This is a genomic window from Acidobacteriota bacterium (genome assembly GCA_030697165.1).
Classification (GTDB): Bacteria; Acidobacteriota; Vicinamibacteria; order Vicinamibacterales; family UBA2999; genus 12-FULL-67-14b.
In genome coordinates this window covers 140,999-161,827 of record JAUYQQ010000004.1, presented here as the reverse complement: position 1 = coordinate 161,827, position 20,829 = coordinate 140,999, and the positions used below count along the sequence as shown (strand labels likewise).

Annotated in this window: 21 protein-coding genes; 14 read left to right on the top strand and 7 right to left on the bottom strand. The window is 64.9% G+C overall.

The window, feature by feature from the left end; genetic code table 11:
• Window positions 1-20: 20 nt before the first annotated feature.
• From Q8T13_04610 to Q8T13_04575, 8 genes are all read left to right on the top strand, one after another.
• A complete protein-coding gene (locus Q8T13_04610; GenBank protein ID MDP3717034.1) occupies window positions 21-995 on the top strand; it encodes an ABC transporter ATP-binding protein in 975 nt (324 codons plus the stop codon).
• A gap of 3 nt (window positions 996-998) precedes the next feature.
• Window positions 999-1,838 carry a hypothetical protein gene (locus Q8T13_04605; protein ID MDP3717033.1) on the top strand — a complete coding sequence of 280 codons (840 nt, stop codon included), beginning with the start codon at window positions 999-1,001 and terminating at the stop codon, window positions 1,836-1,838.
• On the top strand, window positions 1,835-2,809 hold the full coding sequence (locus Q8T13_04600; protein ID MDP3717032.1) for an ABC transporter ATP-binding protein: 975 nt from the start codon (window positions 1,835-1,837) through the stop codon (window positions 2,807-2,809). The genes Q8T13_04605 and Q8T13_04600 overlap by 4 nt, the downstream gene beginning before the upstream one ends.
• Window positions 2,806-3,645, top strand: a complete 840-nt coding sequence (locus Q8T13_04595) for an ABC transporter permease subunit (GenBank protein MDP3717031.1) — start codon at window positions 2,806-2,808, stop codon at window positions 3,643-3,645. Before Q8T13_04600 ends, Q8T13_04595 begins: the two co-directional genes overlap by 4 nt.
• Window positions 3,646-3,654: 9 nt before the next feature.
• Window positions 3,655-4,644: a hypothetical protein gene (locus tag Q8T13_04590; GenBank protein MDP3717030.1), complete on the top strand. Its 990-nt coding sequence runs from the start codon at window positions 3,655-3,657 to the stop codon at window positions 4,642-4,644.
• A gap of 10 nt (window positions 4,645-4,654) precedes the next feature.
• Window positions 4,655-6,649 (top strand): VWA domain-containing protein, encoded by a 1,995-nt coding sequence (locus tag Q8T13_04585; protein MDP3717029.1) that lies wholly within the window; start codon window positions 4,655-4,657, stop codon window positions 6,647-6,649.
• Between the two features lie 296 nt (window positions 6,650-6,945).
• On the top strand, window positions 6,946-7,950 hold the full coding sequence (locus Q8T13_04580; GenBank protein ID MDP3717028.1) for a hypothetical protein: 1,005 nt from the start codon (window positions 6,946-6,948) through the stop codon (window positions 7,948-7,950).
• Between the two features lie 49 nt (window positions 7,951-7,999).
• Window positions 8,000-8,404 (top strand): gamma-glutamylcyclotransferase family protein, encoded by a 405-nt coding sequence (locus Q8T13_04575; GenBank protein ID MDP3717027.1) that lies wholly within the window; start codon window positions 8,000-8,002, stop codon window positions 8,402-8,404.
• Between the two features lie 128 nt (window positions 8,405-8,532).
• Here the strand turns inward: Q8T13_04575 and Q8T13_04570 are convergent, their stop codons facing one another.
• From Q8T13_04570 to Q8T13_04555, 4 genes are all read right to left on the bottom strand, one after another.
• Entirely contained in the window at window positions 8,533-8,799 is a 267-nt protein-coding gene (locus Q8T13_04570; GenBank protein ID MDP3717026.1) for a PilZ domain-containing protein, read from the bottom strand.
• Window positions 8,799-9,182, bottom strand: a complete 384-nt coding sequence (locus Q8T13_04565) for a hypothetical protein (GenBank protein ID MDP3717025.1) — start codon at window positions 9,180-9,182, stop codon at window positions 8,799-8,801. Before Q8T13_04565 ends, Q8T13_04570 begins: the two co-directional genes overlap by 1 nt.
• A gap of 160 nt (window positions 9,183-9,342) precedes the next feature.
• A complete protein-coding gene (locus Q8T13_04560) occupies window positions 9,343-10,083 on the bottom strand; it encodes a tetratricopeptide repeat protein (protein MDP3717024.1) in 741 nt (246 codons plus the stop codon).
• Window positions 10,084-10,170: 87 nt separating this feature from the next.
• Complete coding sequence (locus tag Q8T13_04555) at window positions 10,171-13,122, bottom strand: TonB-dependent receptor (protein ID MDP3717023.1); 2,952 nt, start codon at window positions 13,120-13,122, stop codon at window positions 10,171-10,173.
• Window positions 13,123-13,449: 327 nt separating this feature from the next.
• Here Q8T13_04555 and Q8T13_04550 point away from each other — a divergent pair, with 327 nt between their 5' ends.
• The 3 genes from Q8T13_04550 to Q8T13_04540 all read left to right on the top strand — a co-directional run bounded on the left by Q8T13_04550 (window position 13,450) and on the right by Q8T13_04540 (window position 16,612).
• Window positions 13,450-14,499 (top strand): isocitrate/isopropylmalate dehydrogenase family protein, encoded by a 1,050-nt coding sequence (locus Q8T13_04550; protein ID MDP3717022.1) that lies wholly within the window; start codon window positions 13,450-13,452, stop codon window positions 14,497-14,499.
• Between the two features lie 74 nt (window positions 14,500-14,573).
• On the top strand, window positions 14,574-15,755 hold the full coding sequence (locus Q8T13_04545) for an acetyl-CoA C-acetyltransferase (protein ID MDP3717021.1): 1,182 nt from the start codon (window positions 14,574-14,576) through the stop codon (window positions 15,753-15,755).
• Complete coding sequence (locus Q8T13_04540; protein MDP3717020.1) at window positions 15,755-16,612, top strand: 3-hydroxyacyl-CoA dehydrogenase family protein; 858 nt, start codon at window positions 15,755-15,757, stop codon at window positions 16,610-16,612. Before Q8T13_04545 ends, Q8T13_04540 begins: the two co-directional genes overlap by 1 nt.
• Before the next feature lie 1,104 nt (window positions 16,613-17,716).
• On the opposite strand, the gene Q8T13_04535 is transcribed toward Q8T13_04540, so the two are convergent.
• Together Q8T13_04535 and Q8T13_04530 are read right to left on the bottom strand one after the other, a co-directional pair.
• Window positions 17,717-18,529, bottom strand: a complete 813-nt coding sequence (locus tag Q8T13_04535; protein MDP3717019.1) for a nucleotidyl transferase AbiEii/AbiGii toxin family protein — start codon at window positions 18,527-18,529, stop codon at window positions 17,717-17,719.
• On the bottom strand, window positions 18,487-18,717 hold the full coding sequence (locus tag Q8T13_04530; protein ID MDP3717018.1) for a hypothetical protein: 231 nt from the start codon (window positions 18,715-18,717) through the stop codon (window positions 18,487-18,489). The genes Q8T13_04535 and Q8T13_04530 overlap by 43 nt, the downstream gene beginning before the upstream one ends.
• Before the next feature lie 113 nt (window positions 18,718-18,830).
• Between Q8T13_04530 and Q8T13_04525 the strand changes: the two genes are divergently transcribed.
• Both Q8T13_04525 and Q8T13_04520 read left to right on the top strand, forming a co-directional pair.
• Window positions 18,831-19,064 carry a DUF6364 family protein gene (locus tag Q8T13_04525; GenBank protein ID MDP3717017.1) on the top strand — a complete coding sequence of 78 codons (234 nt, stop codon included), beginning with the start codon at window positions 18,831-18,833 and terminating at the stop codon, window positions 19,062-19,064.
• The gene (locus Q8T13_04520; protein MDP3717016.1) at window positions 19,054-19,479 is read left to right on the top strand and encodes a PIN domain-containing protein; all 426 of its coding nucleotides are present in this window, start codon (window positions 19,054-19,056) and stop codon (window positions 19,477-19,479) included. Before Q8T13_04525 ends, Q8T13_04520 begins: the two co-directional genes overlap by 11 nt.
• Here Q8T13_04520 and Q8T13_04515 read toward each other — a convergent pair.
• Window positions 19,471-20,160 carry a TRAP transporter TatT component family protein gene (locus tag Q8T13_04515; GenBank protein MDP3717015.1) on the bottom strand — a complete coding sequence of 230 codons (690 nt, stop codon included), beginning with the start codon at window positions 20,158-20,160 and terminating at the stop codon, window positions 19,471-19,473. The genes Q8T13_04520 and Q8T13_04515 overlap by 9 nt on opposite strands.
• 7 nt (window positions 20,161-20,167) lie before the next feature.
• Between Q8T13_04515 and folE the strand changes: the two genes are divergently transcribed.
• The gene (gene folE / locus Q8T13_04510; protein MDP3717014.1) at window positions 20,168-20,818 is read left to right on the top strand and encodes a GTP cyclohydrolase I FolE; all 651 of its coding nucleotides are present in this window, start codon (window positions 20,168-20,170) and stop codon (window positions 20,816-20,818) included.
• Window positions 20,819-20,829 lie beyond the last annotated feature (11 nt).

Sequence of the window (20,829 nt, the reverse complement as noted above, 5' to 3'; positions counted from 1 at the left end):
GAGCCGTATACTCAACGCAGATGACCGAAACGGGTGCGGGCCAGGCCCATCCCTTAGACGCGCCACGGTTCGCCGGACCGGTGGTCCAGTGCCAGAATCTCAGCGTCCGCTACGGCAAGCAGTGGGCGCTCACGGACGTCACCGCGGTGTTCCCCCCGGGGGCGGTCGGCCTGCTCGGCCCGAACGGCGCCGGCAAGAGCACCCTCCTCAAGTCGCTGCTTGGCTTCCTGGTGCCCGACAAGGGCAGCATGAAGGTGATCGACATGGACGTGGCCACGCAGCCGCTCGAGATTCGCGAGCGGATTGGCTACATGCCGGAAAGCGATTCCCACATCCCCGGCATGAACGCAGTGTCGTTTGTCGCCTACTGCGGCCAGTTGTCGGGCCTGCCAACGACCGACGCCATGCAGCGCGCGCACGAAGTGCTGTACTACGTCGGCCTCGGCGAGGCGCGCTACCGCAACATCGAGACCTACTCGACCGGCATGAAGCAGCGCATCAAGCTGGCCCAGGCCATTGTCCACGACCCCGATTTGCTGTTCCTGGACGAGCCCACCAACGGCATGGACCCCAAGGGCCGCGACGAGATGCTCGAGCTGATTCACGATCTCGCCCACAACAAGAACGTCAACCTGATCCTGTCGTCGCACCTGCTGCCCGACGTCGAGTTCACCTGCGACCACGTCGTCGTCATGGACAAGGGCACGGTCGCCACCTACGGACCGATCGACGCCCTGAAGGGCACCACCGGTCGCGTCTACGAGCTGCGGATCAAGGGCGACGAGACGCAGTTCATCAGCGTGCTGCGCAGCGAGGGCTTCGACGTCAAAGACTCGGATGAAGACGTCATGCGGGTGTTCGTGCCCGGTGTGGCCGGCGACAACCCCAAGGTGCTGTTCGACCTGGCGGCCCGCGAGCGGGTGCAGGTGCGTCACGTGCGTCCCAGCGTGCCGACCCTCGAAGACGTGTTCGCGCGCGCGGTGGGAGACAAGTAGCCCATGCCCATTCACGATCAGGGTTATCGGCGCTACGGCGGCACCCGCGCCACCATCGGCCAGGCCTGGCGGGTGATGACCCGTGCCGGCATCATGAGCGTCATCTCCAAGCGCCAGTTCCTGGGTTTGATGCTGTTTGCCTGGGCGCCCTTCGTCGTCCGCGCGGTGCAGATTTACGTCTCGGCCACGTTCCAGCAGGCGTCGTTTCTCGCGCCCAAGGGCGAGACCTTCCGCGAGTTCCTCGACCAGCAGGGCGCGTTCGTGTTCTTCGTGACCATCTACGTCGGCGCCGGCTTGATCGCCAACGACCGCCGCGCCAATGCCTTGCAGCTCTACCTGTCGAAGCCGATGACGAGCGCGGAGTATATCGCCGGCAAGCTCGCCATCCTGTTCCTGTTCCTGGTGTCGGTGACGTTCCTGCCGGCCATGATGCTGCTGCTGACGCAGGCGATCTTCGCCGGCAGCCTGACCTTCATCAGCAACAACCTCTACCTGCTGCCGGCCATCACCTTGTTCTCGCTCGCGCAGGTGCTGCTGGCGTCAACCACCATGCTGGCCTTGTCGTCGCTGTCGAAGAGCAGCCGCTTCGTGGGGGTGATGTTTGCCGGGTTGTTCTTCTTCACCACCGCGCTCTTCAACGCCTTGCGCGGCATCACCGGCCGCACCAATTTCGCGTGGCTGTCGCCGACCGCCTCGCTCGAGCAACTGGGTGACGTGATCTTCCGGTTGCCGCCGCGCTACCAGTTGTCGCCGGCCATCGCCGGGATCACCGTGCTGGTGTTGATCGGCGCGTCGTTCTTCATCCTGAGCCGCCGCGTCCGCGGGGTGGAGATCGTCACATGACGACAAGCTTCGCCACGTCGGGAGTCGGGAGTCGGGAGTCGGGAACCGGATTGGTGCTGGTCCAGGCCGATCACGTGTCCAAGTGGTACGGGCAGGTCAGCGGCCTCAACGACGTCACCGTGTCCATTCCGCCGGGCATCACCGGCTTGCTCGGGCCGAACGGCGCCGGCAAGTCGACGTTCATGAAGTTGATGACGGGGCAGTTGAAGCCGAGCCAGGGCACCATTCGCGTGCTCGGCGAGCCGATCTGGGGCAACCCCGACGTCTACGCGCGCATTGGCTTCTGTCCCGAGCAGGACGCGTTTTACGACCGCATGACCGGCTTCGAATGGATCAACGCGCTCGTGCGCCTGAACGGCTACAGCGACGCGGAAGCCGAGGCCGCGGCCAAGGCCGCTCTCGACAAGGTGGACCTGCTCGACGCGGGCGCCAAGAAGATTGGCGCCTACAGCAAGGGCATGCGCCAGCGCGTCAAGCTCGCCCAGGCGCTGGTCCATGACCCCGAGTTGCTGATTCTCGACGAACCGCTCACCGGCATGGACCCGCTGATGCGGCGCAAGACCATCCGCCTGATCAAGGACTGGGCGCGCGCCGGCAAGCACATCATCGTCTCGAGCCACATCCTGCACGAGATCGAGTCGATGACCTCGAACATCCTCCTGATCAACAACGGCCGCATCCTCGCCGAAGGCAACGTGCACCAGATTCGCGACCTGATCGACACGCACCCGCACACCGTGTTCGTGCGCGGCGCCGACCCGCGCGCGCTGGCGCGCAAGTTCATGCAGGAAGACGATGTGCTCAGCATGAAGTTCGAGCCGGGCGCGGTGATCGTGGAGACGTCGAAGCCCGACAGCTTCTATGCGCGGCTGACCGAGCTTGCCGCGTCGGGGGAGTGCGGCCGCATTGACGAAGTGCAGTCGCCCGACGACAACCTGCAGGCCGTCTTCAAGTACTTGGTGAAGCAATGACCACGGCCATCCCGAAGCACAAGCACATGAGTTTCTGGGCCGCCTCGCGCCGGGTGTTCGACCTGTCGCTCGGCGAAATGCTGTGGTCGCGCCGCACCATCTTCATGGCGCTGGTCGTCGGCGGCCCGGTGCTGCTGGCGGTGATCGTCAAGGTGCTCGAGCTGTTCGGGATGTCGGCGCTGCGCGTCAACGGCCAGCGCGTCGCCGGCTTCGGCATTTTCGGCGTGATGATCTGGATGCTGTTCCTCCGCTTCATCGTCCCTGTGCTGGGCGTGTTCTACGGTACGGCGCTGATGGCCGACGAGGTGGAAGACAAGACCATTACCTACCTGTTCACCCGCCCGATTCCGCGCGGCGCGGTGCTGGTGGGCAAGTACCTGGCCTACCTGGCGTGCACCCTGCTGGTGGTGCTGCCGTCGGTAATGATCGTCTTCTTCCTGCTGGTGCCCTTCTCGGAGCTGCCCGCGACATTTGGCTCGCTGGTCACCGACCTCGGACTGCTGGCCCTGGGGCTGGCGGTGTACGGGGCCCTGTTTGCCTTCGTCGGGGCCTACTTCAAGCGGCCCCTGGTCATCGGGCTGGTGTTCGCCTTTGGCTGGGAGCAGGTGGTGATGGCCCTGCCGGGCTACCTGAAGCAGTTCACAATCGCCTTCTACATGCAGTCACTGGTGCCCCACGCCATGCCGTCGGACGGCGTGGCGAGCATCCTCCAGGGGATGTTTCGGGAGAACCCGCCGGTGGCGGTGTCACTGGCGTGGCTGTTTGCATACCTGGTCGTCTTCCTCTACCTGGCCACGCGCGTGGTCGAGCGGAAAGAGTACATTCTCGAGCAGTAGGAAAGCCTTTTGGGACACCGCGCGCACGTGATCATCGCGCTCATCGCCCTGGCCGCAGTTGCCGCGTCAGCCCAGGCGCCTCCCGATCAAAGCCTGCCACCCGTGCTGGCGCGCATGGGCGCCTACATCAGCAGCTACGGCGAAAAGGCGGCCCTCGTGGTCGCAATCGAGGAATACACGCAGACCGTGATGTTCGAGGGCGCCGCCGCGCCTACGCCACCGCGCCGCCTGGTGGCGGAGTTTGCGATCGTCAAGACCGGTGATGGAACGGGCTGGGTGGGCTTTCGCGACGTGGTGGAAGTGAATGGCACGGCCATCGCGGATCGACGCGACCGCCTGGTGTCGTTGTTTACCGCGACAACCACCACCGACGCCACCGAGTTGCAGCGCATCGCCAACGAGAGTTCGCGGTTCAACGTCGGGCCGGTCAGCCGCAACTTCAACGTGCCGACGTCCGCCATGTTCTTCTTTATTCCGGATAACCTCGCGCGCTTTGCGTTCACGCGCAAGGGCACCAGGAAGATCAACGGCGAAGAGACGTGGGAGATCGCGTTCAAAGAAACGCGCACGCCGACCCTGGTCATGACCGCAGCCGGCGTGGACGTGCCGGTGTCGGGAACGCTGTGGGTCAAGCCCGATGATGGCACCGTCGTGCGCACGCGCCTGCAAATGAAGAACTTTGCCGACCAGATGACGTCGCCGGTGCAGACAGCCCCGAGCCAGCGGCCCCCGCTCAACCCGTCGGCTACGCAAGGGCGGCGGGAGGCCGCGGTGCCGACCATGTATTGGGACAAGATCGAGAGCTCGGCGGATATCGAGGTCACTTACCGCCCGCACCCGGTGCTGGGGTTGTGGCTGCCGTCTGAGATGGCAGAGTTCTACAGCGGCCCCATCACCCTGAAGATCACCCCGTCGGTCGGGCGATCGACGACCCGCGCCAAGTACTCGGATTTCAAGCAGTTCGGCACCGCCGCGGCGCTCGTGGTCCCAAAGCAGTAGAGTCGATCGCATGAGTGTGCCTGTCTTGCGCATCGCCGTCCTGTCATGGCTCGTGGTCGTGGCAATCGCCGCGGCTCCGCATGCGGCCGGGGGCGGCCAGCAGCCGGCGCCCGCGTTTCGGACCGGCATCGATCTCATCACGTTCGAGGCGACCGCGCTCGATCGCGATGGTGTGCCGGTGCGGAATCTCGGCCCTGAAGACTTCTCGGTCACGGTTGGCGGGCGGCCGCGGAAGGTGGTCTTCGCCGACTTTCACGGCGACGGCATGGTGGTGGCCGCTGGTGGCACGACCGCACCGGCGCGCGAGAGCCGTGGCCGGGCGTTGGGCGCCGAGGGCCGCATTGTCGTGATCGTGGTCGATCGCGATTCGCTCGCGCCAGGCAACGAGGCCGCCCTGCTCGAGGCGGCCACCGCCGTCATCGACGGACTGCAACCCGCCGACGCGGTCGGCCTGGTCGGTGTGCCGGTCGGCGGTGTGGACTTGACCCGCGACCACGACCGCGTGCGCGCGGCGTTGCCCCTGATGTCGGGCACCCGTCCGCGCCAGGACATGTATCGTGACCGCAATATTTCCTGGGATGAAGCGCTCGCCTACGAGCGAGGCGACTCTCGCGTCATTGCCGAGGTCATCGAGCGCGAGTGCTATCGCATCCCCGCCGACCCCAACGGGGGACTGCAGAACCGTTGTCCGCCCGACCTCATCGTGCAGGCGCGCGAGTTGCTGCAGATTGGGCGCGCCCACGTTGAGACCACGACCTCGGTCCTTGAAAGCCTGGCCGCGAAGCTGGCCCCGCTGCGCGGCTCGAAACACGTCATCCTCATTTCCGGCGGGCTGCAGTTTGGCCAGGACCTGCTGACGCGCTTTCAACGGTTTTCGCAGAAGGCAGCCGAGGCGCAGTTGACCCTCTACGCCGTGCACCTAGACCAACCCGACTCGAACGTCACCGACCGGCGGACCGTCACCTCTGCCTTTGGCGGCCGCGAGGCGACCGCGGGCCTCGGCGCCCTGACCGGCATGACCGGCGGGCGGCTGTTCATGGGGGTGGGCCGCGCGACCGGCGTCTTCGATCGCATCACGACCGAGATCAACAACTTCTACGTGCTCGGGGTCGAGAGCGGGCCCGAAGACACGTCCGGCTCGCCTCGCTCGCTGGAGGTTACGGTCAAGCGGCCGGGGCTGACGGTGCGCTCGCGGCCCGAGGTCGCCCCGCGGCCCTCCTTCGCCGTGGCTTCGGAGGGCAAGCCCTCGGTTGCCAAGGCTTCGGAGGGCAAGCCGGGGACGCCGGCCGCCGATCCGTTGCTGGCGCTCCTGAACCAGCCGACCGACATCAGCGATCTCGCGATTAGCGCCACCGCGTATTCGACCCGTGGCACCGAGGAGAGCACGCTCCGGGTGTTGATCTCGGCGGAGCTCTCAGCCGAGCGGGCGCGGTTACCGGCCGATTGGGCATTCGCGGTCTTCAACGACGGCAATGTGGTCGCCACCGGCCAGCAAACATTCGAGGCCGGCACACCTGGGCCACTGGTCATGACGACGTCGGCGAAGCTCCTGCCCGGGCGATACCGCCTGCGCGTGGCCGCGAGGGATGCGGATGGCCGCGCCGGCGTTGTTGATGTGCCACTGGCTGCGGGCCTGCGAGTCGCCGGCGAGCTGCAATTGAGCGATCTGGTCGTCGGGATCAGCGAGGGTGGAAGGCTTCTACCGCGCGCCCGGGTCACCCAGGGGACGCCGGTGTCGGCCTTGATCGAACTGATGTCCGCCGACGCGGACCGCCTGGCAGGCGCCAGGGCGGTCATCGAGGTGATCCCTGCCGGCACCGCCGAGCCAGTACGGAGGTTCCTGATGGCCGTCCAGACCGTCGACGGGGCGTCGGTCATCATAAATGCGGCGGAAATTGACACTTCGAGCCTTCCGCCGGGCCGCTATACCGCCAGCGTGGTCGCGACCGTCGACGGCCAGCCGGTCGGCCGGGTCAGCCGGGTGTTCGAGATTCTTGAAAAATGAGGGGGGTCGGGGCTTCCACCTTCGCGCCGAGCGCTTCGGTGGACAAGTCGCCCCTCCTGGGGCTCGGCGGCTCCGCCGCCGTCGTTGGGGTCGGCCCGATGGGCCGTCCTGGGGGATTCCCCACGAGGCGCGGGAGCGCCAAGCCCTACGAAGACCGAAGGTCGAGCCCTACCAGGCGCGGAGCGCCGAGCCCTACGCCCGAAGGGCGCCCCAAAGAGCGCCTAAAACGACAGAAATGTGACGAATTGCGGAACTAACGCCCCCGGCGAGTCCGTATACTCAAGCAGGAGACCCGCATGTCGAACAAGACGCGATACTTCGTGGCGGTTACGGGCGCGATTCTGGCTATTGGCCTGGGGACGGGCATTGTCGCGTCCTACATGGGCTTGCCGGTCTCGGTCCTGACGAGCGCCGCCGGTCCGGAAGAGCTCGAGTACGTGCCGGCCGATGCGGCGGTCGTTGCCTACGCCAACGTGCGCGACGTGATGAACTCACAGCTGCGCAAGCGGTTCACCGAGATGGAGCCCTCGCAGAACCAGAAGAACGAGTTCGAGGAGAAGACCGGCCTCAACTTCGAAGAAGACATCGACACCGTGGTCGCCGCCGTGATGCCCAAGGGCAACATTGCCGACAAGCCCAACGAGGCATTCCTGCTGCTGGTCCGCGGCCGGTTCGAGGCGTCGCGCATCGAGGCGCTGGCGCTCGAGCATGGCTCCACGGTTTCCGAGTACCAGGGCAAGCGCCTGATTGCGTTCCACGAGGAAAAGCGCGACACGGCAGACGAGGGCATGGCCCTTGGGTTCGTCGCGGCCGACCTGGTCGCGTTCGGCAGCGTGACCGGCGTGAAAGCTTCGATTGACGCGCGCCGCGAAAACCGCAACGTCGTGGGCAACATCGAGATGATGCGCCTCGTGAGCGAGCTCGACAACGCCAACGCCTGGGCAGTGGGCCGTTTCGACGCCATTGCCCACCAGTCGGGCCTGCCCACCGAAATCGCCGCGCAGATGCCCGCCATCACGTGGTTCTCGGCGGCCGGCCACATCAACGGGGGCGTGAGCGGCGTGCTCAAGGCCGAGGCCAAGGACGAAACCTCGGCCGCCAACCTGCGCGATGTGCTCAAGGGCGTGCTGGCACTGGCCAAGATGCAGGCGGGTAGCCAGCCCGGCATGCAGGCGATGGCCGACTCGCTGCTGCTGTCGGGCGAAGGCAAGAACGTCGCCCTGTCGTTCACGGTGCCGGCGGAAGTGCTCGACGTGCTCGAGGGCCTCGCCAAGGGCCGCAAAGCCGCCGCCATCCAGTAGTGCCAGAAGGGCAGCACTTCAGTGCTCCCGCGAGGTAATATGCGCGGACGTGCCTGACCACGTCTTTTTCTACGGAACGCTGATGTCGCCGTTCAATCGGCCCGGGCGGCTCCGCGTCACTCCGAAGCTCAACTACTCAGGGCGTGGCTCCATTGGGGCCGCGCTCTTCGATCTAGGGATCTATCCCGCAGCGGTTCCCACCGACGACCCCGGCCGGGTCTGGGGCGAGGTCTACGAGATGCTCGACACCGCCCCGGTGCTGGCCGCGCTCGACGAGATCGAGGGCTACCGGCCGAGCGAACCGGCACGCAGCCTCTACACCCGCATCCTCACCGACGTGACGCTGGACGACGGCCGGACGGAACAGGCGTGGGCATACTTCTACAACGCGCCGCTCGGACGTGCGCAGCGCATTAACTCGGGCGATTATCTCGAACACCTCGGCAGGACTTGAAACTTGAGAGTTGAAAGTTGACGAGTTGAAAGTTGGTAGTTGAAGTTGGAAGTTTCAGTTTCAGTTTCAGGAACTGAAACTGTCACTTGCAAACTTCAACTACCAACTACCAACTTTCAAATTTCAACTTACTTGGTGAGCTCGTCGACGAAGTGCGCGATCGCGGCGGCGACGCGGTCCGACAGTTCGATGAACTCGACGCCGGTGCGGTAGGTGATGATGTCCTGGTCGACGTCGCTGATGCGCGAGTGCGCGACGCGGCCCTTGACGACGACCGAGCGATCGCCGAGGGTGAGGCGGAACTCGTGAAGCGAATCCAGCTGCAGGGGGAAGCCGGTTTCCACCTGCATGCCGCCGTGGCTCATCTGGCGCACGGCGGTCGGCTGGAATACCATTACCTCGCCGTGTAACGCCCCCAGGAGTTCGATGCGCTTGGAATCGCGCTTGTTGTCTTCCGGGGCCATTGGCTCGAAATTATAGCGTAGGCCTCGCCGTTGACGTAGGTGAGGATGGGCAGCCGGCGCGTCGCCGGATCGAGCTGCAGCATCTGCAGCACCTGGCACGCCTCTTCGTCGTCCGGCGCAAAACACAACACCACCAGATCGGGACGCCGCCGGCGAATCGCCAGGTACGGGGTGTCGTCCTTGTCGATGAAGTCGACGCGGTAGCGGGTGGTGCCGAGCATCGGCTGAATGCCAGCCAGCGCCTCGGGACCTGCGCCAACGATCAGGGCTCGCGGCATTGCTGTGCTGTCGGCCTGCGTTTGGACGGGTCTCATGTGCGCACTCCCTCTGTCCCCATATCTACAAGAACCGCGCCAGACAGAAATGTGCGTTTCCTACAGAAATAGACGTGTGGCGCACTCAAAAAGTGACACAACTCGTCACTGGCATCGACAAGAAGTGGCAGGGAAGGGAGACGAAAGGGCGCATTTCGCCCTACGGCCTGCGGTCCCGAATCGCCTGTTCGAGTTGCGGGTTCACCCTGAAGCCCGCCTTCTTCGCAGCCTTCAGCGACGCCTCGGCTTCGGCGATGCGGTTGGTTTCGAAGTAGACGACCGCGAGGTTGCTGTGCGCCTCGCCGAACCTGCCGTCAACGGCGATGGCGGCCTTGTACTCCCGTTCGGCGTCGGCGAGCTTGCCTGACCGGAAGTACGCGCTGCCCAGTGACAGCGACACCCACGGCGGCACCGACGCGTCGATGCTCATGTCGTTGCCGCGCGCGATCGCATTCTGAATGTCACGACGCTGGTTATTCAGTTGACGGAGCAGGTTCTGCTGCTGCGGGCTCGGCGGCATCGTCTGCACCTGGCGGACTTGTTCGTCGATTTCGGTGATGCGATCCTGGCGGTAGCGCTGGGCATCTTGCTGGTTGGTGAAGTGGCGCCCGGCCTGGGCGATATAGAGCTTGCGGCAAGTGGTTAGCGTGGCGATCGCCGAGACGTATTGCTTCAGGGCAATCTGGGCCCGGCCGAGCCCGTAGAACGCGTCCTCGAAGGTGTTGTCGATGGCCACCGCCTGCTGGAACGATTGGGCGGCCCGTTCAAACGACTCGGCCGACATCAGTTCCCACCCCTGCCGGTTGTGGGGCCGGGCGCGGTCGCGTTCGGGGGTTGTCTGCGCAGCCGCGGTGCCGGTCAACGTCAGTGCGGCAAGTGCGAGGGCGAGTATGTGGCGCATGGAGCCTCCTGGGCGATCCCCCCAAAACGAAACTGCCCCGCGGGCCGAAGCCCGCGGGGCAGTGATGATATCCGACGCGGAGCGCGCTTAGAAGAGGAAGCGCACGCCGATCCGGGCCTGCATCGGCGTCTGGAACGCGTTGTCCATCAGGAAACGCGGATCCTTCACGATGTTCTGGCTGACGATCAGGTCGGCCAGGTTCTGCCGGCCGGTGTAGAACAAGGCCTCGTCCGGCGTCACGCCGTTGGTCTTGTGGTAGGTCGAGTGCTTCCCAACCGCGGTGTCCTGGTTGAACAGGTTGAGCACGTTCAGGCTCAGCTGCACTTCCTTTGAGCCGCCCACGTTGAAGCTGTGCTGCACGAGCAGGTCGGTCTGCGAGAACATCGGCGTGCGGCCGTCGCTGCCGCGGCCCAGGTACTGGACCGGCAGGTTGTTCGGCGCGTAGATGCCGATTTCGCGCGTGACCGGCAGGCCGCTCGCGATGTATTCGTTCACGCCCACGCTCGTGCCGAAGCCGAACATGTAGATGAACTGGCTCTTGAACTGATGCGGGCGATCGGTCGCCAGCGGACCCAGGGCTGCTTTGCCGCCGTCCTGGAACATCATCAGCGGGTAGTCCCACAGCCGGCCCACGTTCGGGCTGGTGCGGCCGTTCTCGTCAGACTGCGACAGACCGGAGTAGTTGCCATAGAGGCGGCTCCAGGTGTAGCCGGCGCGCAGGTACCAGTTGTTGGCGTAACGCTTGTCGAACGCGAACTCGACGCTGTCGAAGTCGCGGACCGCCTTCGGGTTCGCCACGTTCGGGTTGGTGAACGCGAGTGAGGCCAGGTTGAAGCCCGGGTTGGCGATGATGTAGATCTCGTTGCCGGCGGCGTCGAGGGCGCCCGTATCTTCAATGGCGCGATCGACCTGCTTGTGCACGTAGCGGACGCTGACCGCCATGATGTCGTTCAGCTGGTGTTCAATGCCGGCCGAGGCTTCCTGCAGCTTCATGGGCTTCAGGTCCGGATCCTGGTGATCGGCGTCAAGCGAGACGAACCGGAAGTCGACGGGTCCGCGGATGAGCGTGCCCGAGCAGGCCGGGGGGCACTGGGCGCCGGCCGTCAGGTTGGTCCAGTCAGGCGTGTCGAGGGTGTAGTAGTACTCGAGCCACTTGTCGCCGCCGAACGAACCGCGGGGGAGTTCCAGCTTGAAGATGTCGTAGAAGACACCCCACGAACCGTAGGCCTTCCACTTGCCGTCGCCCTTGATGTCGTAGGCGAAGCCGACGCGCGGCGCCAGCTTGTCGGCGAAGTTGAACTCGACGCCGTAGTCCGGCACGCCTTCCTGAGTCGAGTAGGTCGGCACCCGCTCGCGCTCGGTGCGCACGCCGGCGTTGATGGTCAGCTTGTTGTTGATGGTCCAGGAATCCTGGATGAACAGGCCGATGTTGGTGGTCGTGACGTCGCCCTCGGTGATGAAACCCTGTTTGGGGACCACACCGTTGCTGCGCACCTGGTAGTAGCCATACGGGCCACGGAGACCGCCAAGGGCGGTATTCCAGCGGATCCGGACGAGGTTCGCCGATTCGCCGCTCAGCACGTTATTGCCGACCTGGTCGGCCTGCACGCCGAACTTGATCTGGTGCGCGCCGCCTGCATTGGCGTAGAGCGTGCCGTCGGCCTGGAAGTAGAGACGCGTCTGCTGGTCGCGCGTCACCTTGGTGTTGGTGGGGATGTTCTGGAACCCGCTCGCCCGCTGCAGGCTCACCGGCGTGTCGAGCAGGCCGATGTTGTTGCCGGTCGAGAAGATGACGCGCGGCTGTTCGACCACGTTCGAATCGTTCTGGTCGGCAAAGTAGTAGCCGCCGCGCATGCCGAGGAAGAACCGGGGCGACGCCACCCAGTCGAGGTTGCCCGACACCGAGTAGTTCGGGAACTTCGAGGTCTTGGTGTAGTTGGTCCCGGCCGGATCGGTTCCGGTCAGTGCCGGCAACAGGCCGTTGGTTTCACGCCAGCTGTTGTTGTATGACACGCGGCCGCGCAGGCTGTTGCTCAGTTGCGCGGTGACGTTGGCGGTGATGTTCTGCGCCGGCGTCTTCTGCTCGACCGAGGCCGTGCCCGCCGCGGGGTTGCCGGCGCTCGTCGGGCTGACGTTGCGCGTGGTCGTTTCCATGACCGGCAGGTAGGCGCCGAAGAACCAGGCGCGGTCGCGGACGAGCGGGCCGCCCAGGGTGAAGCCGGGCTCAGTCCGCTTTTCATCGTCCTTTGGGTAGGTGATGTACTCCGCGATGTCGTCGTTCACCAGGTTGCGGCGCAGGGTCGGGGTCCGGTCCCCGGACAGCGAGCTGCTCTGGTAGTTGAAGATGCCGCTGCCGTGCATCTCGTTGGTGCCGCTCTTGGTCATGGCGTTGATCACGCCGCCCGTGGCGCCGCCAAACTCCGCGGTGTAGCCGCTCGACTTGACCTGGACTTCTTCGACAAAGTCGGAAATCAGTCGCTTGCCCGACGTGCCGCTGACCAGGTTCGTGGTCTCGATGCCGTCGATGATGTAGCGGTTCTCGCCGGCGCTGGCGCCGTCGATCGAGATGCCGCCCAGCTTGTTTTCCTGGTTGGCGCCGGGCGCCTGCGTCACCATCGTGGTGAAGTCGCGGCCCTTCGGCAGCAGTTCGACCTGCTCGGCGCGGATGTTGGCCTGCCGCGACGTGCTGCGCACGTCGACCAGCGGGGTCTGGGCGGTCACGGTCACCGTCTCGGCGACGCCGGCGAGCGGCAACGCGAAGTCCACCTTCTTCATCTGGCCGAGGCCGACGCGCACTTCAACGACTTCCCGGGCCACGAAGCCCTGGAGGTTGGCGCTGACGCGGTAGTTGCCGGGGGGGAGCGAGGGGAAGCGGTACAGGCCGACCGCGTCGGTCACCGTCGCGCTGACGACGCCGTTAGCGGTGGCTTCAACGGTAGCGCCCGGAAGGACGGCACCCGAGGCGTCCTTGACGACGCCTTCAATCGAACCACGCTGATCCTGCGCCCAGGCGGGCGCGACCAACGTGCAAAGCAACATGATTACTGCGAAAGGTTTTGCGAACATTACCTTTCCTCCTTTGGAAAGCAAACAACAACGCAACAGAAAGAATGAGGAAACTCACCGGCGCCGGGGTTACCGCCGCCAACGGCCCCGGGTCACCGGGACTCCTCGATGGTAGCCCACGGACGAGGCCGAATGTGGTGCGAATCCGAAGGAATATGGGACGAAATGCACGGGTTATGGGCCAGACCCTGGCCTGGTTTTCGGTTTTGGCCCGTAAATACAGGGGTTTTTTGAACGTTCGTTTGATAGTATCTTTTTTCTCATGCTCCCCATAACTCACCCGGCCGAGGACGTTCACGCATGAGAGTGGCGGTCATTCCGGGCGACGGCATTGGCCAGGACGTCACCGCGGAGGCGGTGAAAGTGCTGCAGGCGACCGCGGCCGCGTTCGGCCGGCGGTTCGATCTCGTGCACCTGCCGTGGAGCGCGGACCACTACCTGAAGACCGGCGAGACGCTGCCGGCCAACGGCTACCAGATGCTGCGCGACGAGTTCCAGGCGATCTTCGTCGGGGCGCTGGGCGACCCGCGGGTGCCCGGCAACCAGCACGCGCGCGACATCCTGCTCGGCACGCGGTTCGAACTCGATCTGTATGTGAACTACCGCCCCGTGCGGCTGCTCGCCGATCGCCTGTGCCCATTGAAGGATCGCGGGCGCAAGGACATCAACTTCGTCGTCTTCCGCGAGAACACCGAAGGCGTCTATGTCAGCGTCGGCGGCCGGTTCAAGGCCGGTACGCCAGACGAAGTCGCCATCCAGGAAGAGATCAACACCTTCAAGGGCGTGAACCGCATCATCCGCCACGCGTTTGAGTACGCGAAGGCCAACGGCCTGACGAAGGTGTGCATGGCCGACAAGAGCAACGCCATGCAGCAGGGCCACGCCCTGTGGCAGCGCGTCTACAAGGAAGTGGCGGCGGAGTACCAGGGCATCACCGCCACGCATCAGTACATCGACGCCCTCGCCATGTTCCTCGTGAAGGACCCAGGTCAGTACCAGGTGATCGTCACTAACAACCTGTTCGGCGACATCGTCACCGACATCGGCGGGGCGCTGCAGGGCGGCCTGGGCATGGCGGCCTCGGGCAACCTTCACCCGGGCAAGACCTCGTTGTTCGAGCCCGTGCACGGCTCGGCCCCGCCGCTCGCGGGAAAGAACGTGGCCAACCCGATCGGCGCGATTCTGTCGTCAGCCCTGATGCTCGAAACGCTGGGCGCCGGTGACGAAGCGAAGGCGATCGAGCGGGCCGTCGAGGCCGCCATCGCGCAGAATCACACCACGTCCGACATCGGCGGCCCGCTCGGCACGCGCGAGGTAGGGGATTGGATCTCGAAAAGAATTTCGAAGTGAAGCTTGCCAGGAGGGCGGCACAGGTCGCCAGGTTTGCCAGGAGGGCAGCACTTTAGTGCTGCCGTGGGAACAATATGTCCAAATCAGTTTTCATTCTCGGCGGCGCCCGGACACCCATGACGCAGCACGTCGGCGCGCTCAAGGACGTGTCGGCGATTGAGCTTGGCGCGATTGCGTCGAAGGGCGCGCTCGAGCGCACCGGCACCAGGCCCGAGTGGATCGACCACGTCGTGTTCGGCAACGTCCAGCAGAGCAGTGTCGACGCGCACTACGGCGCGCGTCATGTCGGCCTCAAGGCGGGCGTGCCGATCGAAGTGCCGGCGCTGACGGTGAACCGCTTGTGCGGCTCGGGCATCCAGGCGGTGCTGAGCGGCGCGCAGCAGATCCAGTTGGAAGAAGCGGGCGTCGTGCTCGCCGGCGGCATGGAGAACATGAGCCAGGTGCCGCACGTGATTCGCGGCGCGCGCTCGGGCTTCAAGCTGGGGCAAGGCAAGCTCGAAGACTGGCTGTGGGAAGGGTTGACCGATCCCTACGCGGGTTGCTCCATGGCCATCACCGCCGAGAACTGCGCCGTGAAGTACGGCATCACGCGCGAAGACGCCGATGCCTACGCCCTGCGCAGCCAGCAACTGGCGCACAAGGCGTGGACGTCCGGGATCATGACCGACGAAGTGGTGCCGGTCGAGATCCCGGGCCGCAAGGGCGTGACCGTGATCGCGCAGGACGATTACCTGCGTCCCGAGACGACCATGGAGATCCTGGCCAAGCTGCCCACTGTCTTCAAGAAAGACGGCGTCGTCACCGCCGGCAACGCCAGCGGCATTGTCGACGGCGCGGCGGCCCTGGTGATTGCCGGTGAAGAGGCGGTCGCGAAGCACGCGCTCAAGCCGCTTGGCCGCATCGTGTCGTGGGCGACGGTCGGCGTCGAGCCGACGATGATGGGGATGGGCCCGGCGCCGGCCATCCGTAAGGCGCTCGAACACGCCAGGATGACATTTGGGCAGCTCGACTTGATCGAGATCAACGAAGCCTTCGCGGCGCAATACCTCGCCTGCGAAAAGGAGCTCGGCCTCAGCCGGGACAAGGTGAACGTGAATGGCGGCGCCATTGCCATTGGGCATCCGCTGGGCGCCAGCGGGGCGCGCATTCTGCTGACGCTGCTGCTCGAGCTGCGCCGGCGCGGCAAGAAATACGGTGTGGCCTCGGCCTGTATTGGCGGCGGTCAAGGCATTGCGATGATCGTGGAGGCGCTGTAATGGAAATCAAGACCGTTGGCGTGATTGGGTGTGGCCTCATGGGCGCGGGCATCGCGCAGGTGTCGGCCGCGGCCGGGTTCAAGACCTTCGTCCTCGACGTGAACGAGGACGTCGTCAAGAAGGGCATTGGCCGCATCGACAAGTTCCTGACCGGCGGCATCGAGAAGGGCAAGGTCACGCCGGAGCAGAAGGCGACCGTGTTCGCCAACCTCACCGGCACCACCAGGTTCGAAGACCTCAAGGACTGCGACCTCGTCATCGAGGCCATCGTCGAGAACGTCGAGGTCAAGAAGAAGACCTACGCCCAGATCGAGGCGGTGGTCGGCACGCACTGCGTGATCGCGTCCAACACCTCGTCGCTGTGCATCACCGAGCTTGGCGCCGGCACCACGCGGCCCGACAAGGTGGCCGGCCTGCACTTCTTCAACCCAGTGCCGCTGATGAAGCTGGTGGAAGTGATTCGCGCGCTCGCGACCAGCCAGGAAACTTACGATGCGCTGATGACGTTTGCCCGCGCGATCGGCAAGGAGCCGGTGACGGCCCCCGACCGCGGCGGCTTCATCGTCAACCGCCTGCTCGTGCCGTATCTCCTCGACGCGATCCGCTGCTTCGAGGAAGGCCTGGCGACGGTCGAGGATATCGACAACGGCATGAAGCTCGGCTGCGGCTACCCGATGGGCCCGTTCACGCTGCTCGACTACGTCGGCCTCGATACGACGTATTACATCGCGAACATCATGTTCGACGAGTTCCGCGAAGCCCGTTTCGCGCCGCCACCACTGCTGAAGCGCATGGTGCTGGCCGGCCACTTCGGCAAGAAGTCCGGCAAGGGCTTCTACGAGTACGCGGCGAAGTAAGGCAGGTCAGAGCCTGCAGTTTTTGCACTGTTTCCAGCCAGTCGGCAATTTCCACGCCAACTTGGTTGAAAACATCGTGCAAAGTCTGCCAAATTCGTCGTCTGAGGATCGCGTGACCAGCGCAAAATGCGCTAGCTCATGCGGTCGAGCCTCAAGAACACGGGTCTTGATGGATTGACGCCTTTCAAGGGCGCCTTCCATGCGCTGGAGGTGGCGAATCGGTATGGGTGCTCGCACGAAGTAACCGAGCCGGGACTCTAGGAGTGCCTTGACTGCGTCCAGATCCCGTCGGTCTAGTTGCGGCGCGCTATTCAAGATTGCCAAGACGCGGTTCTGGAATTGCAGGCCATCGCTCGCAGACCAAGAGGTGATGTTCTTGACTTCGATGATCTTGTTGCCAAGCGCCAACACGAGGTCCGGACGCGATCGTGAACCGGCGCCGAGTATCTCCGGCGCTCTCTCGTCGAAGTAGCGGACGTTCTCCCAAGTTTGATTCCGACACTGGGCAGCCTCGCCGAAGCATCTCTTTGCCATGGCATCCCTGGGGCATCGGGCACACATTTCGCGACTATCAGTTCTTGGTCCCTCATACACAGTCTGGGACGAGAGACCCGCGAGTATGTGCTATCGATTTGCGGTCAGGTGACGTCGCCTGGGAACGGCCCCTTCTTGACGACGTCGAGCCTCACGCCTCCGACACACCGCTCGTCACCAACTATTTCACCTGTAGTTCGACATCACATTCGTCGATCGAGTCGATTCGAATCGTGGCACATGGTGGCACTACATTCGGCATCCAGTTGAGCGACGGGCACCTGGCCTGGGTGGCACCATACGGCATTCCGTATGACGCGTTTCCGGTCGTGCACGGGCGCGCGTTGTTTCTGACGAGCCAGAGCCACATGGTCGCTCGACGATGGCAGCCTGATCGACAGGCAAGGCGGCCAAGCTGCTGCGCAACGGCATCGAAGACTCGCTCGCGGCGATGGCGGTGAGCATCCGTGACCGGACACAGTCATCGTCGTGCCCGTGTCGCGTCACCGCCCCGCCCGTTCATGGGACACAACCGGTCCGTCGTCTGGGAACGGCAGGCATCTGGAACCCTCAGCCGGCGATCCGGGGAAGCGCTCCGCCCAGGCGGCCAGCGTGAAACACAATCTCGCCAGTCTTGATGCACCGGTCGAGGTCCGCGACGCCACCGCGAAACAACTCCCCCGAGGGCGTCAGCACAGCTTTGCCGACTTCGGTGGCTGGCAGTCTTCCAATCAGGGGCGGCGCGGCATCGAGGGCGTGGCGCCAGCGTCGCGACAGGTCGGCCGCGTCAGGTGGCGGCCCCTCGAAGGCCAGGGACGCAACTTCCTCCGCCGAGTACTGCGATGAGCGACGGGCGTGGTCGATCACACCAAGCGGCGAGAAGCCGGGATCCTTGCCACACGCCGCCCACGCCAGGTATCCCAGCGGCTGCAGGCGCTCGTCGCAGGCGATCACATCGATCCAGTCGCGCACTTCGAGTCGCCCGATCAGCGCCAGCACCTTGTTCGTCGCCAGGTCGAAGGGATGCAGCGTCAGACCCAGTTCCTGGTGCTCCACGAGCGGAAAGAAACGGTAGGCGCTGTCGTGGACCCACTCGATGAGCAGTTGGTGGTGGTCCCGCGAGGCCGTGGCCTGCACGAAGCCCGGGCGTTCGCGGATCGCGGCGACGGCATAGCCGTGGCCTTCGAGCAGCAGCCGATCCGCGTCCCACGATCGTGCCACGGCCTCGGTGGAATCGTGGAACAAGTCGAGATCGCGCGACAGACGATGAGCCTCGAGCGCCACATTCAAGGCGATGCCGCCGGCCACATAGCTTTCGCCGCCCGCCCGGCGCCGGCCGGCTAGGAGCTGGCAGACGTCGCGCTGGAAGACTGTGAGAGCCATGTGCGGAACTGGGCGACGCGCAGAAACGCGGCGCGGTCGCCGTGCTGCGCGATCTGGCGCAGCACCTCCTCGCGCTCCGCCGGCGTTTGCGGATAGTAGTCTTCCCGCAGGAACCACAAGCACCGTGCGCGGTACTGGTCGACGAAGCGGCGGAATTCCTCGTTCGAACACGCCGGCGACCGGGACATGACGGCAGTGTAGCATCCCGCGGTAACCCCGTTGACCAACCCGTGGTTCGCACGTAGAATGGTGCTGCACGTGACATACGTGCTCATCTTGGCTGGAGCGAGTCAACCCTCACATGAAGACCAACGTCACCCTCAAGCTCGACGCCGACCTCATCCGCGAGGCCCGGGTCCTGGCGGCCGAAGAAGGGCAATCGATTAGCGCACTCCTGACGGAACGGCTCGAGGCGCTGATCCGCGAACGGAAGGCATTCGACAAGGCGCGGCGGCGCGCCTTGGCGCGATTGCGCGAGGGGTTCGACCTCGGCTTCACTCCTCCCAAGTCGCGAGACGAGCTGCATGAGCGATAGGTTCTTCGTCGACACGAACATCCTGATGTACGCGCATGACTCAGCAGCCGGGGTGAAGCACTCGCGCGCGAGGACGCTGGTCGAGGAGCTCTGGCGCGACCGGTCTGGTGTGGTGAGCACGCAGGTGCTGCAGGAACTGACCGTCAACCTTCGCAAGAAGGCGCGCACGCCGCTCGATACCAAGACCACTCGCGAAATCGTCGCCGACTACCTGACGTGGCACGTCGTCGTAAACGGGGGCGAGGCGATTCTCGAGGCGCTCGACCTCGAAGCGCGATACCAGATCTCGTTCTGGGACGCCCTCGTGATTCAGGCCGCGCACGTCTCGGGCGCGGAGGTCGTGTATTCGGAAGACCTCTCACACGGGCAGGCGTATGGGTCGGTGCGAGTGATCGATCCGTTCAAGTCAGCGTAGCTTCTGCAGCAGCTGCTTCGCCTGCTCCTTGAAGCGCCGATCCTCCGGCGTCCAGTCGGGATCGAGCGGGGCATCGATCGCCGCCTGGTACTGCTTCCGCGCCTCCTCCTTGCGTCCCATGTCAGCCAGCGTGTCGGCGAGGAAGAGGTGTGAGATCACGCTGTTGGGGCCGTAGGTCAGGGACTTGCGGAGATGCTCTTCGGACTTCTTGTTGCTGCCGCCGAAGAGGCCCGGCACCTTGAAGTACCACCGGCCCAGCGCGCGGTCCGCTGATCCCTGCAGGAAGGCGGGTTCGAGCTTTAACGTCGTCTCCAGCGCTTCGCGGATGGCGCCGCGGTATTTCATGCCCTGGCGCAGGCCGAACGACTCGGCGAGCGCGCCCATGTTGGCGGCCATCCAGAAGTGGCCCTCGGGCCGCTTCGCATCAATGGCCATCGCCGCCCGCGCGGCGGCGATGCCGGATTCGAGCGCCGCCTTGCGCTGCGGTTCGGGCAGGCCGTTGGTCCCCAGCCAATAGCGGGCCTGGGCGAGCCGATAGGCCGCGGTGAAGTCGTACGGGTTGGCCGTGAGCCGGGCGGACCAGAGGTCGGCGGCTTTCTGGGCGCTGGCCAGGTTCTCGCGATCCCGATAAAGCGCGTCGGGATCGTCGGCGGGAACCTGGACCGCAAAATGTGCATCCAACGGAGGTATGGCCCCAGAGACCGCGACCCCCGAGATGCCGGCGACCGAGATGTACAATGACCCGATGCAGGATCTCATCCACCGGCTGCTGATTGAACTGGGCGAAGACCCGACCCGCGAAGGGCTGGTCAAGACGCCGCGGCGGGTGGACAGGGCGCTGAGGTTTCTCACAAGCGGGTACCAGACCGATATCGACGAGACGCTGAACGGGGCGCTGTTCAGCGTCGATTATAGCGAGATGGTGATCGTCCGCGACATCGACTTCTACAGCATGTGCGAACACCATTTGCTGCCGTTCTTTGGCAAGTGCCACGTGGCCTACATCCCGAACGGCCGGGTGATCGGCCTCAGCAAGATTCCGCGCCTGGTCGATATCTTCGCGCGGCGGCTGCAGCTGCAGGAGCGGATGACCAACCAGATCGCCGAGACCATCACCGAGAAGATCAAGCCACTCGGCGTCGCCGTGGTCTGCGAAGGCACGCACCTGTGCATGTCGATGCGCGGCGTGGAAAAGCAGAACTCCTACACCATCACCAGCGCCATGCTGGGCGCCTTCCGCGATCACTCACGGACGCGCATGGAGTTCCTGGAGTTGCTGAAGCTGCGCGGCGGGATCGCCTCGTCTGGTCCGACCCACTCACACGACTTCGGCGACTAGCGTCGCGAGTT